Source organism: Flavobacterium sediminis, from assembly GCF_003148385.1.
GTDB lineage: Bacteria > Bacteroidota > Bacteroidia > Flavobacteriales > Flavobacteriaceae > Flavobacterium > Flavobacterium sediminis.
Genome location: NZ_CP029463.1, coordinates 3,022,578 through 3,037,654, shown reverse-complemented (window position 1 = coordinate 3,037,654; position 15,077 = coordinate 3,022,578). Strand labels below are relative to the sequence as shown.

General features: G+C 36.3%; 13 protein-coding genes and 1 pseudogene. 8 read left to right on the top strand and 6 right to left on the bottom strand.

Translation table 11 applies throughout. The annotated features are described in order from the left end of the window. Window positions 1-2: 2 nt before the first annotated feature. Together ettA and DI487_RS16115 are read right to left on the bottom strand one after the other, a co-directional pair. Entirely contained in the window at window positions 3-1,694 is a 1,692-nt protein-coding gene (ettA, locus tag DI487_RS14130; RefSeq protein ID WP_109570218.1) for an energy-dependent translational throttle protein EttA, read from the bottom strand. Window positions 1,695-1,740: 46 nt separating this feature from the next. Further along, window positions 1,741-1,917, bottom strand: coding sequence for a CAL67264 family membrane protein (locus DI487_RS16115; RefSeq protein ID WP_170108217.1), 177 nt, complete (start codon window positions 1,915-1,917; stop codon window positions 1,741-1,743). Window positions 1,918-2,473: 556 nt separating this feature from the next. Here DI487_RS16115 and DI487_RS14125 point away from each other — a divergent pair. The 5 genes from DI487_RS14125 (at window position 2,474) to DI487_RS14105 (ending at window position 9,686) form a co-directional block, all read left to right on the top strand. Further along, complete coding sequence (locus DI487_RS14125) at window positions 2,474-3,187, top strand: hypothetical protein (RefSeq protein WP_109570217.1); 714 nt, start codon at window positions 2,474-2,476, stop codon at window positions 3,185-3,187. A gap of 83 nt (window positions 3,188-3,270) precedes the next feature. Then, window positions 3,271-6,030: an Ig-like domain-containing protein gene (locus DI487_RS14120; RefSeq protein WP_109570216.1), complete on the top strand. Its 2,760-nt coding sequence runs from the start codon at window positions 3,271-3,273 to the stop codon at window positions 6,028-6,030. A 27-nt stretch (window positions 6,031-6,057) separates the two neighbouring features. After that, complete coding sequence (locus DI487_RS14115; protein WP_109570215.1) at window positions 6,058-6,981, top strand: PorP/SprF family type IX secretion system membrane protein; 924 nt, start codon at window positions 6,058-6,060, stop codon at window positions 6,979-6,981. A gap of 11 nt (window positions 6,982-6,992) precedes the next feature. After that, window positions 6,993-8,927 (top strand): OmpA family protein, encoded by a 1,935-nt coding sequence (locus tag DI487_RS14110; protein ID WP_109570214.1) that lies wholly within the window; start codon window positions 6,993-6,995, stop codon window positions 8,925-8,927. A 69-nt stretch (window positions 8,928-8,996) separates the two neighbouring features. Next, window positions 8,997-9,686, top strand: a complete 690-nt coding sequence (locus DI487_RS14105; protein WP_109570213.1) for a C1q-like domain-containing protein — start codon at window positions 8,997-8,999, stop codon at window positions 9,684-9,686. A 1-nt stretch (window position 9,687) separates the two neighbouring features. On the opposite strand, the gene holA is transcribed toward DI487_RS14105, so the two are convergent. Next, a complete protein-coding gene (holA, locus tag DI487_RS14100) occupies window positions 9,688-10,692 on the bottom strand; it encodes a DNA polymerase III subunit delta (RefSeq protein WP_109570212.1) in 1,005 nt (334 codons plus the stop codon). A 62-nt stretch (window positions 10,693-10,754) separates the two neighbouring features. On the opposite strand from holA, the gene DI487_RS14095 reads away from it, so the two are divergent. The 3 genes from DI487_RS14095 to DI487_RS14085 all read left to right on the top strand — a co-directional run bounded on the left by DI487_RS14095 (window position 10,755) and on the right by DI487_RS14085 (window position 13,138). Continuing rightward, window positions 10,755-11,210: a type I restriction enzyme HsdR N-terminal domain-containing protein gene (locus DI487_RS14095; RefSeq protein ID WP_109570211.1), complete on the top strand. Its 456-nt coding sequence runs from the start codon at window positions 10,755-10,757 to the stop codon at window positions 11,208-11,210. Window positions 11,211-11,222: 12 nt separating this feature from the next. Further along, a complete protein-coding gene (locus DI487_RS14090) occupies window positions 11,223-12,218 on the top strand; it encodes a glycosyltransferase family 2 protein (RefSeq protein WP_109570210.1) in 996 nt (331 codons plus the stop codon). An 80-nt stretch (window positions 12,219-12,298) separates the two neighbouring features. Continuing rightward, window positions 12,299-13,138 (top strand): OmpA/MotB family protein, encoded by an 840-nt coding sequence (locus tag DI487_RS14085; protein WP_109570209.1) that lies wholly within the window; start codon window positions 12,299-12,301, stop codon window positions 13,136-13,138. Between the two features lie 66 nt (window positions 13,139-13,204). Here DI487_RS14085 and DI487_RS14080 read toward each other — a convergent pair whose 3' ends face one another. The 3 genes and pseudogenes from DI487_RS14080 to pyrE form a co-directional block, all read right to left on the bottom strand. Next, a complete protein-coding gene (locus DI487_RS14080) occupies window positions 13,205-13,936 on the bottom strand; it encodes a sulfite exporter TauE/SafE family protein (RefSeq protein WP_109570208.1) in 732 nt (243 codons plus the stop codon). Window positions 13,937-14,016: 80 nt separating this feature from the next. Beyond that, a pseudogene (locus DI487_RS14075) lies at window positions 14,017-14,408 on the bottom strand (SRPBCC family protein). Window positions 14,409-14,437: 29 nt separating this feature from the next. After that, window positions 14,438-15,076 (bottom strand): orotate phosphoribosyltransferase, encoded by a 639-nt coding sequence (pyrE, locus tag DI487_RS14070; RefSeq protein ID WP_109570207.1) that lies wholly within the window; start codon window positions 15,074-15,076, stop codon window positions 14,438-14,440. Window position 15,077 lies beyond the last annotated feature (1 nt).

Genomic DNA, 15,077 nt, shown 5'->3' with positions numbered 1-15,077 from the left:
TATTAACGAATTAATTTTTTATACTTAATACGTGTAGGAGTTACTTCTTTTCCTAGACGTTTCTTTTTATTTTCTTCGTATTCAGAGAAACTTCCTTCAAAGAAATACACTTGAGAATCTCCTTCAAAAGCTAAAATGTGCGTACAAACTCTATCAAGGAACCAACGGTCGTGAGAGATAATTACGGCACAACCGGCGAAATTCTCTAAACCTTCTTCTAAAGCCCGTAGTGTATTGATATCCAAATCATTTGTTGGCTCATCCAGTAACAGTACATTTCCTTCTTCTTTTAAGGTCATGGCCAAATGTAAACGGTTACGTTCACCTCCTGACAATGTGGAAACTTTTTTGTTTTGATCGCTTCCGCCAAAATTAAAACGGGATAAATAAGCTCTCGAATTGACCTGACGACCTCCCATCATAATCAATTCTTGTCCGTCACAGAAATTTTCCCAAATTGATTTCTCAGGATCAATATCTTTATGCGATTGATCTACATAAGCTATTTTAACAGTCTCTCCGATTGTAAACTCTCCGTTATCCGGTTGCTCCTCTCCCATTATCATTCGGAATATTGTCGATTTTCCGGCTCCGTTCGGACCTATAATCCCGACAATACCTGCCTGCGGCAATGTAAAATTCAAATCTTCGTATAACAATTTATCACCAAAGGCTTTAGCAACATGTTTTGCCTCAATAACGTTAGTTCCTAAACGTGGTCCATTCGGAATATAGATCTCTAATTTTTCCTCTAATTGTTTTTGATCTTCATTCAGCAATCGATCATAGTTTTGTAAACGTGCTTTTTGTTTGGTTTGTCTTCCTTTTGCTCCCTGACGAACCCAATCCAGCTCACGCTCTAAGGTTTTTCTTCTCTTAGAAGCTGTTTTTTCTTCCTGCTCCAATCGTTTTGCTTTTTGGTCTAACCAAGAAGAATAGTTCCCTTTCCATGGAATTCCCTCTCCTCTGTCTAATTCCAGAATCCAGCCTGCTACATTATCCAAGAAATAACGGTCGTGCGTTACGGCTATTACTGTTCCGGCATATTGTTGTAAATGTTGCTCTAACCAAAGAACCGATTCTGCATCTAAGTGGTTTGTAGGCTCATCCAGTAATAATACATCAGGTTGTTGTAACAACAAACGGCATAAAGCCACACGACGTTTCTCCCCTCCTGACAGAACATTGATAGGAGTATCAGAATCCGGCGTGCGTAAAGCATCCATAGCTACTTCTAACTTATTATCGATCTCCCAAGCACCGGCAGCATCAATCTTATCCTGTAATTCAGCCTGACGATCCATTAATTTTTGCATCTTATCAGCATCTTCATAGACCTCAGGTAACCCAAAATCGTCATTGATCTTATTGAATTCATCTAAAAGAGCATATATTTCTGCTGCTCCTTCGCGAACCACTTCAATTACCGTTTTACTCTCATCTAATTGCGGCTCTTGTTCTAAGTACCCAACAGTATAACCTGGTGAAAAAACAACATCGCCCTGATAATTTTTATCGACACCGGCAATGATCTTCAATAAAGAAGATTTTCCGGCTCCGTTTAGACCTAAGATCCCGATTTTAGCTCCGTAAAAGAAACTTAAATAAATATCTTTAAGTACTGTCTTATTTGTAGAAGAGTACGTTTTACTTACTCTCGACATCGAGAATATTACTTTCTTATCGTCTGACATATACGATTACAATTTAAAATGTTTTTGATTTCTGAATAAATATAAATTATACTCTCCCTTTGAGAGCATTAAAAACCCATGCAATAGCAAAGAAACCTATTCCGACAGCGCCAAATCCCCAACCGGCTACATCATCATATCTGTAGATAGCCAAACCTATGATCAATAACCCCATCAAAATCATAATAAAAGTTGCCCAAGCTAAAACAGTATTTTTATTCATCCTCATCTTATGAAATTTTATAACAAGCCGCAAAGATATAAAATCTTTATCTCTTATCCTTTTACATCGAGGAAAAACACAAATAGCAAGAGCAAGCTTTTAAAAGTCACTATATAAATTTAGCCCTCAAAAAAATATTTTTTAAGCATTTTTTTCTTACGTTAAAATACCTATTTAACATTTTTTACAGAAAAAACGTATCTATTTTAACATTTTATTTATTAGTTTTAGACAAGTTTTAGAATTCTTTAACACAAAGCCCCAAGATCACAAATAAAACTTAATTCTTCTAAGCGGTTGAAAACTAATGTAAACTAATGCTTATGAAAAATCAAAGTTACACCCTGAAGACAGGTAGGGAAAGGTATTTCCTTTTACTTGCAATCATGCTATCTTTTAGCTATTTAAAGTTTTATCATGAAACTTTTGTAAAGACCATTCCTTCTTCAATCGAAGAAAATTACTTGAACCTGTTTGCTCATCATGTTTCATACATTGATCCATGCAGCACTGGTTACCCCTATTTACAAAAACAAACATGTAAACTTTTAAACTTATGAAAACTGTTACAATTCCTTCTTTCTTAAAAATAAAAAATGCATTTTCACTATTTTTTATTATTTTGATGGTTTCCGGTCTGCAGGCGCAATGTCCCGGCAGTACCGAAAGAATTTATGCTACTAGTGATAACTGGACGTCCTTAGGGGGCTTCTTATCAAATGGCATAAATGGTTTTGATCATAACCCCTCAACAGCCTCAGAAATAACCACCCTAGTTGGTTTACTTGGCATGGGAGGCGGTAACTATGATCTCCATTTTGATCAAACATTCCCTGCCGGTACTCCTGTAAGTATCAAGATGGGAAAACAATATAGCGGACTTAGTCTTATATCCGGCTTTTTAGTCTACGGGTTAGACGACAATGGTAATACAATCGGTAGTGGTACATCCGTTGATGCCGGGCTTATCAGTTTATTATCAGCTGATTCTGCTTTTGAATTTACTTTTATTCCTAATAATACTTCCGGCGACCAACCTTTTGCAGGAGTACGGATCTACTTCGGAGGTGCTTTGGCTCTGGCAGATACATACAAAGTGTATGAAGCTTATGTAAAACAACCCTCAACTACTATGGATTGTACTTCATTTCAATTTGATTCATACGATGATGACAATAATGGTGTTGATGACTTAAACGACGGCATTCAACCTACTGATCCTTATGTAAAAAAAGGAGTAATGGATCTCTTTTACGGGTCGAAGTCTTAGCCGGATTAGATGCACTGAGCGCCACAGCTTCTGTAGTACATCCGTATCTTGCCGCTGATGAGGATCTGGAAAGTTTTGCTTTATTGAATCGTGGTGTAGCATTATTAAATAGCGCTCAAATTGAAGTTGACTTTAAGAATTTAAGTGAACCCGACGATTCTTTGCATATCATTTTTTCGAGACCGGATAACGGCTTGTTACAGCTCGGAGCTATTAATGGTCTGCAAATTACGTTATTCAACGGAACAACTCAAATAGGGGCACCTATAACTAATACAGATCCGGTCTTAAATTTAGCGCTTTTAAACTTAATAGGAAGCCCTGACCCGTTAGCAGCTATTACTATGGTTCCTCCGGCTCAATTTGACAGAGTAGTTATTAGTTACGGAGGTGTTGCTAATGTTCTGGATGCTATTCGAATACATGACGTTGATATTAAGCCGGTAATTGAAACCGTAATTGCTCCGAATGTAAACGGAGAAGTCGAACTTTGTTCTACTGATCTTCTGTCTTTACAGTTACACGATAATTGTACAACTTATCAGGTTTATGACAGTTCGGACAATCCTTTGGCAACAACCAATCATCTTGATTTTGAACTACCACCGGGGTTAACGGAAGGTAATTATACTTTTTATGTTCAGGCTATACGACAAGGATGTGAATTTGGTGCACGGGAAGAAATAACCGTACATATCAATCCGAATGCAACAACAACAGATTTTGGCGATATCCTTGTCAACGGTACTATTCCTTCAGGTGATTTATGTTTGGTAACCAATCCCAATGTAACTTTAAATGCTCAATTGAGTGCTTCAAGTACCATAACAAACCCTGTTTATTCTTGGTATGACGAAAATGATACTCCCATTACAGGAGGTTCAAACGGAATACTAGATTTAGGAACTCTTGCTGTAGGGACTTATACATACGGAGTAAGGGTAAGTGGTGATGCAATATGTGAAAATGTTACGCCTGTTGAGATAACATTTACAATCACTGACGAAGCTACTCCTACTGCTGCTGAAACAGCTCAGGAATTTTGTGCTGTCAATAACCCGACAGCTGCTGACCTACAAGTCAATGAGTCTCCTATTGTGTGGTATGATGCACCTACCGGCGGAAATATTGTAGATCCGTCTACGGTGCTTACAGACGGTGCTTCTTATTATGCTGCTCATCAGGGAGCAAATTGTGAAAGTAGCGCTCGTTTGCAAATTGATGTAACGATCTTAGATGAGCCTACTCCTACTGCTAACACGACTTCACAAGAATTTTGTGCCGCTAACAATCCGACAGCCGCTGACATGCAAATCAACGAGACTCCTATTGTGTGGTATGATGCTCCTACCGGCGGAAATATTGTAGATCCGTCTACGGTGCTTACAGACGGTGCTTCTTATTATGCTGCTCATCAGGGAGCAAATTGTGAAAGTAGTGCTCGTTTGCAAATTGATATTACGATCTTAGATGAGCCTACTCCTACTGCTAACACGACTTCACAAGAATTTTGTGCCGCTAACAATCCGACAGCCGCTGACATGCAAATCAACGAGTCTCCTATTGTGTGGTATGATGCTCCTACCGGCGGAAATATCGTAGATCCGTCTACGGTGCTTACAGACGGTGCTTCTTATTATGCTGCTCATCAGGGAGCAAATTGTGAAAGCAGTGCTCGTTTACAAATTGATATTACGATCTTAGATGAGCCTATTCCTACTGCTAACACGACTTCACAAGAATTTTGTGCCGCTAACAATCCGACAGCCGCTGACATGCAAATCAACGAATCTTCTATTGTGTGGTATGATGCACCTACCGGCGGAAATATCGTAGATCCGTCTACTGCACTTACAGACGGTGCTTCTTATTATGCTGCTCATCAGGGAGCAAATTGTGAAAGCAGTACTCGTTTACAAATTGATGTTACCATTTTAGATGACGGAATTGCTTCTCTAAACGGAGAAACCCAAGCCGTATGTTACAGTAATAGTTATACTTATACAACTGATGCTAATATGTCGGACTATCAATGGAACGTTACCGGAGGAACTATCATCAGTGGTGGTGGAATTAACGATGATTTTGCAGAAGTTAACTGGGATAGTTACCCTGACGGAACCATTAGTGTAAGCTACCCTAATAGTGCCGTATGTAATGGCTTTGCTGCCGAAAGCTATGATATTGACATCGCTTCATGTTCTGATTTAACAATTACTAAAACAGCTGATAAAGAAAATGTTGCTGCCGGAGAAACTGTTGTGTTTACAATTACGGTTGAAAATAACGGAACCTCAACACTTAATGATCTGGATATCTCCGAGAATTTACCATCCGGTTATACTTATGTGAGCCACACTACTTCAACAGGAACATACGTCCTTGCAACCGGAAACTGGAACATCCCTGAGTTAGCTTCTGACAGTTCTGCGACTTTAATGATCACAGTTACGGTAAATTCTACCGGTGATTACTTAAATACAGCTACCGTTGTCACGTCTACACCTTTGGATACTGATCCCGGAAATAACGATGCTTCAGCAGAAGTAAATGTGATTTGTTTAACAGTTTACAATGAGTTTTCTCCTAATAATGACGGAGAGAACGACTACCTTATCATTGATTGCATAGAAAATTATCCGAACAACAAGATTGAGATCTTTAACCGATACGGAAATGTTGTTTACGAAACAGCTTCCTACAACAACAACTGGAATGGTATGGCAAATGTAGGCGGTGTTGTAAGTAAGGGAGAATATCTTCCGAACGGAACCTATTTCTATGTCTTAAAAATTGATGAATTGAACTTTTCTAAAACAGGTTGGATCTATCTGGCTCGTTAATTCATTGTAATCTAAAAAATAAACACCATGAAGCATAATAAATTTATTATAGGGATTGCTGTATTCGTTTCTTTCCTAACCGGAAATGAAATTGTAGCACAACAACAACCTCAATACACGCAATACATGTATAATACTATGAGTATCAACTCAGGATATACCGGAACAAACGGAAAACTGGAAGCAACGCTACTACATCGTTCCCAATGGGTAGGACTAGACGGTGCTCCCAGAACACAGGTCTTAGGAATACACGGTGAAACAGGAACCAGAACCGGATTAGGCTTAAGTGCCGTAAATGACAGAATAGGTCCTATGAGTCAGCAGTATATCAATGCTAATTTTGCCTATAGGTTAAATATAAGCCAAAATACAATCTTATCACTCGGAATAAATGCCGGAGTCAACATTATGAACATTGATTGGTCTGAAGGTATGTACCAAAGTCAGACCGATAATGCCTTCAATGCAAATATTAACAGCTCTAGGTTGATCATAGGTTCCGGAGGTTTTCTATACGGTGAAAAATGGTATGCAGGACTTTCCGTTCCCAATTTCCTGATAACAGAATCTTACAATGATATTGAAGAATCCGTTATAAGAAGAAAGGTTCACTACTATTTACAAGGGGGTTATGTATTTGACATAGGAGAAGATTTTAAATTTAAACCGGCTTTTCTCATCAAAGCTGTTGAAGGTTCCCCCGTAACTTATGACGTCTCTGCTAATTTTATGTACAAAGAAAGATTCGTTTTGGGAGCCGGTTATCGATTTACGGATGCCTTTTCTGCTTTGGCAGGATTTCAGATCACTCCTTCTATTTTCTTAGGCTATGCCTATGACAGAAGTATTACGAACCTCCAAAAATATAATGACGGTTCCCATGAAATCATTCTGAAATTTAATTTACAGAGCAAGTCTAAATTCGCAAAATCTCCTAGATTCTTCTAAAACCTAATCCTATGAAAAATATATTATTTATTTTATTCTTTTTTTCCGGCAGCTTGCTTTTTTCGCAATCGCTATTGGAAAAAGCAAACAAGCATTTTGAGGCAATGGAGTTTCAGGATGCCATAGAAAAATATGAAAAGTACCTTGAGAAAAACTCAAATGCAGGACAAAATACTTACTTGAAACTAGCTGATTCCTATTTCAATTTAACGGAATATGAAAAAGCACTCAAATGGTATAGCAAAGTCTATGAAATTCAACAAAATACAATGAGTGAATATAACTTTTTAAAATATGTTGAATGTTTAAAGGCAAATAGAGACAACGAAAAAGCAAATGAACTTTTAAAAAATTATTTTAAAAATGATACTGAAAAATTAAAGTTATTGGCTTATCAAAAAAAAGAACTGGATTCTTTAGATAAAAAAGATCCGTTGTTTAAAATCAAACATTTAGAGATCAATACTAATAAATCTGATTTTGGAACGGTAAAATACACCGAAAACAGAGTGATCTTCTATTCCACAAGAGATACTAGCAACTTATCCCAAAAAATGTATTCGTGGAACGACCAGCCTTATCTGAATACATATATCGCTGAACGTAACTTGACTACTAACGAGTTGCATAATGAAAGTTTGTTTTTGCAAAACCTGAAAACGAATTTTCACGACGCTACACTAACCTTCTCTCCTGATTTTAAACTGATCTACTTTACCGAAAACTATCTTAAAAAATCGAATAAGATAAAAGTGAACAAGGAAGGTTTTTCAAACATGAAGATCCTTAGAGGTAAAATTGAAGAAGATAAGGTTACAGATATTGAAGTATTACAATTCAATGATGTAAGTTACTCTTGTGCCCATCCTTGTTTAAGTGATGACGGAAAGTATTTATTCTTTGTTTCTGACATGCCGGGCGGATATGGTGAAACTGACATCTACTATTGTGAAGTATTTCCAGACGGCTCCATTAATACTCCTGTAAACGCAGGTCCTTACGTAAACACGGTAGGTAGAGAAATGTTCCCTTACTTCGAAAAGAACATCTTGTATTTTGCCTCTGACGGTCATTTCGGCTTAGGCGGTTTAGATATTTTTGAAGTAGAGATGAAAGGTAAGAACAATTTCTTACTGCCTAAGAACCTCGGAGCACCTATCAACAGTAACCGCGATGATTTTGCTTTTTCCATTTATTCAGACGATCACTATGGTTATTTTTCATCCAATCGCTCTTTAGGAAAAGGTGATGATGATATCTATTTCTTTACCAAAGAAGAAATAAAATCAGAACAATACTATTCCGGAACCGTATTAGACAAAACTACCGAACTTCCGTTGCCCGATGCTACGATAAGCGTTAAAGATGTTTTTGGTGATGAAGTTCAATCCTTACAAAGTGATGCCGAAGGTAATTTTAATATTGCGTTGCCATGTGATTCTAACTTTACCGTTACATTCAGTAAACCGAATTACACAACTGAAACTGTAACTGTTACAACAACTTCAGAACCTATGAAAGAGATGAGCAATAATAAAATTTACCTGACCAATTATGACAGTTTGGTAGAAAAAGACGGAGATGTTGAAAAGGTTAAAGTTAATCCAATCTATTTTGATTTAGACAAATACGCCATCACTCCTAAAGCCGAAATTGAACTGGATAAAGTAGTTTATACGATGGAAAAATTTCCGAATGTTAAGATCAAGATCGAATCACATACTGACTCCAGAGGTTCAGATGCTCATAACCTGATCTTATCTGATAACAGAGCCAAATCAACACAGGCCTATATTCTTTCCAAAGGAATCAGTCCGGAACGAATTGAAAGTGCTATTGGTTACGGAGAAACACGATTAAAAGTAAACTGTCCTAATGGCGTAAAATGTTCAGAAGAACAACACGCTATTAATCGCCGATCCGATTTTATCATCATCAGCAAATAATATTTACAGGCACCGGCTCTCTAAAGCGTTAGTTTAAATGAGTCGGTGTTCTTTAAAACTTATAACAAAATGAAAACAAAACTACTCAACAATCATGTACAAACTACTGCTAAGCTATTTTTATTAAGTTTTTTGTTCTTCTTTACAAAAAGCTGGTCACAAGTTGGTGTCAATACGATTACGCCTAATGCTACTTTAGATGTAAACGGAGATGTCATTATTCAGGATGTTCCTAAAGCCGATAAAAGTACTACGGATAAGGTTTTAGTTCTGAATAGTACTGACAACCGGGTAGAAGCTATGAACTTTCCCAAATCTTTTGTAAAAGGTGTCGGCGGTTCCGGTTTTTCTATCTTGTCTCTTAGTCTACTAAGCGGTTGGAACAAGGTTAGTTTCCCTGCTTTAGAATTTGATGAAAATTCCGATTTTGATACTGTAAATCAATACTTCACGGCTCCTATGGACGGTATTTACCATATTAGTGTGTATGTTAAAATGACATCTTTAATCAATATATCCAGCTTTGGCGTAGGAATATTCAGAGAAACGTCAGGTATGACTACACTTGTAGCTGATGAAACTTATGAGGCTTTATCGGTTTCTCTGTTAGGGATCGGCATAACTTCTCCGCCAACCAGAAGTGCACAAACTTTGGTAAAGCTAAATCAGGGAGATCGGATCTATTTTGGTATCCAAAGTAGTAATCTGACCATTTTTAATAATGCAGAAGCTCAGTTTTCGATCCATCAGGTTCATTGATCTAATTGAATATCTTAACTAACATTTCTTTCATCAGATCATAATCTGTAACAGAATTAGCTCCCACACCCTTACTTTTCACATCAATTGACCGAAGTGTATTGACTATGGCACTGACTTTTTTCATAGGATAATTTCTGAAAGCAGTTTCATAGTCGCTTACAAAGTAAGGGTTAATCTTTAATACTTTGGCAACATTAGCTTTTGATTTGTCTTTAAGACCATGATATTGCAGCAATTGTAAAAAGAAACTAAACACTAAACCATTGGTTACTACTAGAGGATTGTCTTTAGGATTTTTAGCAAAATAATCGATGATCTTATATGCCTTTAACTGATTGCGCTCGCCTATAGCTTTTCGTAGCTCAAAAACATTAAAATCTTTACTGATCCCGATATTTTCTTCAATATCTTTCGGTGTTATGGTATGACCTTTCGGCAATATGATCTTTAATTTGTCCAGTTCATTGCTGATCTTTGACAGATCAGTTCCTAAAAACTCGACCAACATAGCTGCTGCTTTAGGCTCAATGGCATAACCTTGTCCGTGCAAAACCCGTTTTAACCAATCGCCTACCTGGTTTTCGTATAATTTTTTACTTTCAAAAACAAGTCCGTTCTTCTCCAGAACTTTGGTTACTTTCTTTCTCTTATCTAAGGTTTTATATTTATAGGCAAACACTAAAACAGTGGAAGGTTGCGGATTTTCGGCATAGGCTTCTAATTTATCGATCGTTCTGGAAAGCTCTTGCGCCTCTTTTACTATCACCACCTGCCTGTCGGCCATCATCGGGAAACGCTTCGCATTAGAAACTATTTCTTCAATTGTTGTATCCCTTCCGTACAAAACCATCTGATTAAACCCTTTTTCATCTTCCGTCAATATAGAATTTTCAATAAACTCTGTTAATTTATCAACATAATACGGTTCTTCTCCCATAAAAAAATAAATGGGTTTAATTTTTCCGGCTTTAATATCATTGGTTATTTGAATAACTTGATCCATTTTTCAGTATTCAGATGTTAGTTGACTGTTGGCAGTTCTTTTTTATTACTTAATTTTGCTCTATGCAAAAATTAAATTTCCCGACATACTCCTTCCGGTTCAAAAATAGTGAAAATAAAACCTATATTTTTGACGTCATCCGAAAAAAGTTTTTGGTTTTCACTCCTGAAGAATGGGTTCGTCAGCATGTTTTACAGTTTTTTATCCATCAACATAAATATCCTGTTTCCTTTATTAATGTTGAAAAATCAGTAAAAGTGAACGGAACTTCAAAGCGTTATGATATCGTGGTCTATCGCAAGGATGGTAGTATCTTCCTTTTAGTGGAATGCAAAGCTCCGGAAGTTACTATTACACAACAGACATTTGACCAGATCGCCCGATACAACCTTACGCTAAATGCCTCATATTTAATGGTTACAAATGGAATAAATCATTATTTTTGTCAAATGGATTTTCAAAATGAAAAGTATCTTTTTTTAACAGATTTACCTAAATTTGAAGTTCCTAACCCATAAACTACAACTACTTTGAACAAAATCGCAATTGTAATTCTCAATTGGAACGGAGGTGAACTGTTACGTACTTTTCTGCCATCCATCATCCAATATTCACCCCAGGCAACTCTTTATGTTGCAGACAATGCTTCAACAGACAATTCTATAGCAATTGTTCAGCAAGAGTTCCCTACCGTAAAGATCATTCAAAACAAAGCCAATTATGGCTTTGCCAAGGGTTACAATGAAGCTCTTAAATTTGTAGAAGAACCTATCTGGGCATTGGTCAACAGCGATGTTGAGGTTACTGAGAACTGGCTCACTCCTATTGCAGAACTATTTGAAAGTGATGAGAACATTGCTATCGTCCAACCTAAAATACTGGATTTCAAAAATAAATCAGCCTTTGAATATGCCGGTGCAGCCGGCGGTTTTTTAGATAAATACGGATTTCCTTTTTGCAGAGGTCGGGTTTTTACCAGCGTTGAAAAAGACAACGGGCAGTTTGACGATATCTCAGATATTTTTTGGGCTTCCGGAGCTTGTTTTTTTATCCGTAAACAAGTATTTTGGGAAAAGAACGGATTTGATGAAGATTTCTTTGCTCATCAGGAAGAGATCGATCTGTGTTGGCGCGTAAACAGTAAAGACTATAGTATTAAATATTGCGGTTATTCAAAAGTATACCATGTGGGCGGTGCAACATTACAAGTCGAGAACCCGAAAAAAACATTCCTTAACTTTCGGAACTCATTATGGATGCTGACGAAAAACCTTCCCAAAGAGAAATTATTCATTATTCTTTTTTCCCGTTTGGTTCTCGACGGCTTAGCCGGAGTCCGCTTTTTCTTTCAGGGACACTTTTCTCATGTGTGGGCAATCTTAAAAGCTCATTTTTATTTTTATAAAAATTTACGCAAAAACCTCCGAAAAAGAAAGAAAAGTAATTTAAAACACTATTATAAAATAAACTCGGTTATTTACAGTTATTTTATTAAAGGAAAGAAAACATTTGCTGAATTATTTTAACAATAGTTTAGCTTATAAAATTTTAATTTTCCGCCTATTTGTTTATAATTTTGTATTGAATTTAATCTCATTAACCAATTATGAAAAAAGCAATTGTTTCCATTTTAGTCTTATCACTTTCTTTGACTTCTTGTGTTTCAAAGAAAAAGTATGCAGATTTAGAAGCTAAACAAAAACAGACTCAGGATTTGTTAAACTCAGCGACCATGAAGTTAAACTCTTGCTTAACGGAAAGAGAGGCTTTAGCAAATCAGGTTGATTATTTAAAGAAAAATAATAGTGACTTGATCGACAGTTCTAAAGAATTGACCGTTTTAACTCAAAAAGGAGCTGAAAATCTTGAAAAATCATTAGAGAGTTTAAAAGAAAAAGATTTAAAAATATCAAGGTTACAAGACGCTTTAACGAAAAAAGACAGTGTAACACTTGCTTTGGTTACCAGTTTAAAAAGAGAAGTAGGTATTGACGATCCGGACATCAATATTAAAGTTGAAAAAGGAGTTGTAATGATCTCTATTGCTGATAACTTATTATTCAAATCAGGAAGTTATGAAGTAAGTGATAAAGCTAAAGGTGTTTTAGGAAAAGTCGCTAAAGTGATCAACAGTAAACCTGATTTTGAATGTATGATCGAAGGACATACGGATAATGTGCCTATTAAAAATGCTGTTTTATTAGACAACTGGGATCTTTCAGTAAAAAGAGCGACTTCGATCGTGAGAGTTTTACAAAACGATTTTAGCGTAGATCCTAAACAATTGATTCCTGCCGGTAGAAGTTTCTATATTCCGTTAGTCGATAATGATACTCCTGCAAACCGTGCTAAGAACAGAAGAACTCGTGTAATCATCATGCCGAAAATTGACCAATTCTATGACATGATCGAAAAAGAAATGAAAAACATGAGTGAAGGAAAATAAACAAATTTAATTTTAATATAATTTAAAATTGAAAAGGGCTGTGAGTAATCACGGCCTTTTTTCATTTCAAAAAAATAAGATCTTGCTCAAAGTAACTATACCTATCAACAAGACCAAGATCAATGAAACCGACTTAAACTTATCCTGAGGAATAAAATTAAGGAAATATTTCCCTATATAAGTTCCTACAAAGCCTATTACAACTAAAAAAGGAACATAAATCAAATCATGAGTATGTATGTATCCGTTACCGAAATACACAAAAGTCCGGGTAAAATCAATACTGAAATCAATTGCAGCCGAAGTGGCTATAAAAATCTCTTTCTCCAGATTAAAAGCAGCCATCGTTACTCCTCTGATAGCTCCTCCTGTTCCTAACAGACCGGCTGTAAAACCCGAAAGTGAACCTCCTAAAATAGTTTCTTTTCTATCTGTCCTGATTTCAAAATCCTTTTTCCACAATAAAAAACTACTAAAGATAATCAGGAAAATACCTAATATGATCTCTAATGCTTTAGCATTGATGAATTTGGTTAACATAGCTCCTACGATCACAAAGATCACGGACGGTAGCCCTAAACGCAATAATAATTTTTTATCTAAACCTTTCCGGAAGAGGGATATCTTACTGATGTTACTAGCTAAATGAAAAATTGCCGTCAAACCTAAAACCGATTGAAAATCAAAAAAGAATCCGGCCATCGGTACAAAAAAAACGGAAGAACCGAAACCTCCGACCGTTCCTACGATTTCAGCAAGAAGAGTTAACAGTAAAAAAAGATAACTGATTTTATCCAAAATTTATAATTTTTCAATTCCTATAAAAATAAAAAAACTCCTGTAATGAGGAGTTCTTCTTTAAAAAATATTTTAATACGCTACAGCTTATTCATATTTGCAGCCAGAGTTTCGATAAATTTCCCGATAGGTCCTTTTACCATCATAGCCATCATAGGATTAAAATCTCCTTCAAAATGCAATTGTACTTCACTGTTGTCTGCATCAACTTCCTTGATATCTCCCGTTAATGTAAACGGTAGTTTGCTCGAAGCCGCACCTAAAACCACTTTAGTATTAGGGTTGCCTCTTTTTTAACCAATTTGATCTCAGGCATCCCTTTTAAACCGAATTCAAAACAATTTTCATCGATCACTTCAAATTTAGCAATATTTTCAGGCATTAACTTCTCGAAATTCTTAACGTCAGTCAGTGCATTAAATAAATATTCCGCAGATTTAGGTACATTTACTTTCGGACTTTCTAAATTCATTTTTCAGATATTTTTTTAATTATTGATTTCTATTTCCATTCAGACGGACTCACTTGCCATGCCTGTAGGGTTGACAATTCTACCTCATCTACATACTTCTTATCAATTGCTTTTTGCAACAAAGTTTCATAATTACTTAAGGTAAATACCTCAATATTTGCCTCTGCAATTTTCTGTTTAGAAACTTCAAAGCCATAAGTAAAGATAGCTGCCATTCCTTTAACTACAGCTCCTTCCTTTTTTAAAGCATCAACTGCCAGTAAACTACTTCCTCCGGTACTGATCAGATCTTCTACAACCACTACATTCTGCCCTTTTTGCAGAAAACCTTCTACCTGGTTTTGTCTTCCGTGCTTTTTAGGTTCCGGACGAACGTATACAAAAGGCAATCCCATATACTCGGCAACCAGTATTCCGATGCCTATGGCTCCGGTAGCTACCCCCGCAATCACATCGGGTTTACCGAATTTTTCTTCAATTCCTTTAGCAAATTCTTCACGAATATAATTTCGAACCGCTGGAAATGAAAGAATTAATCGGTTATCACAATAAATCGGAGACTTCCAGCCTGAAGCCCATGTAAAAGGATTTTTAGAATTTAATTTAATTGCGTTTATTTGTAAAAGCAATTCGGCTGTTTTTTCGGCGGTGTTTCTATTAAAAACCATA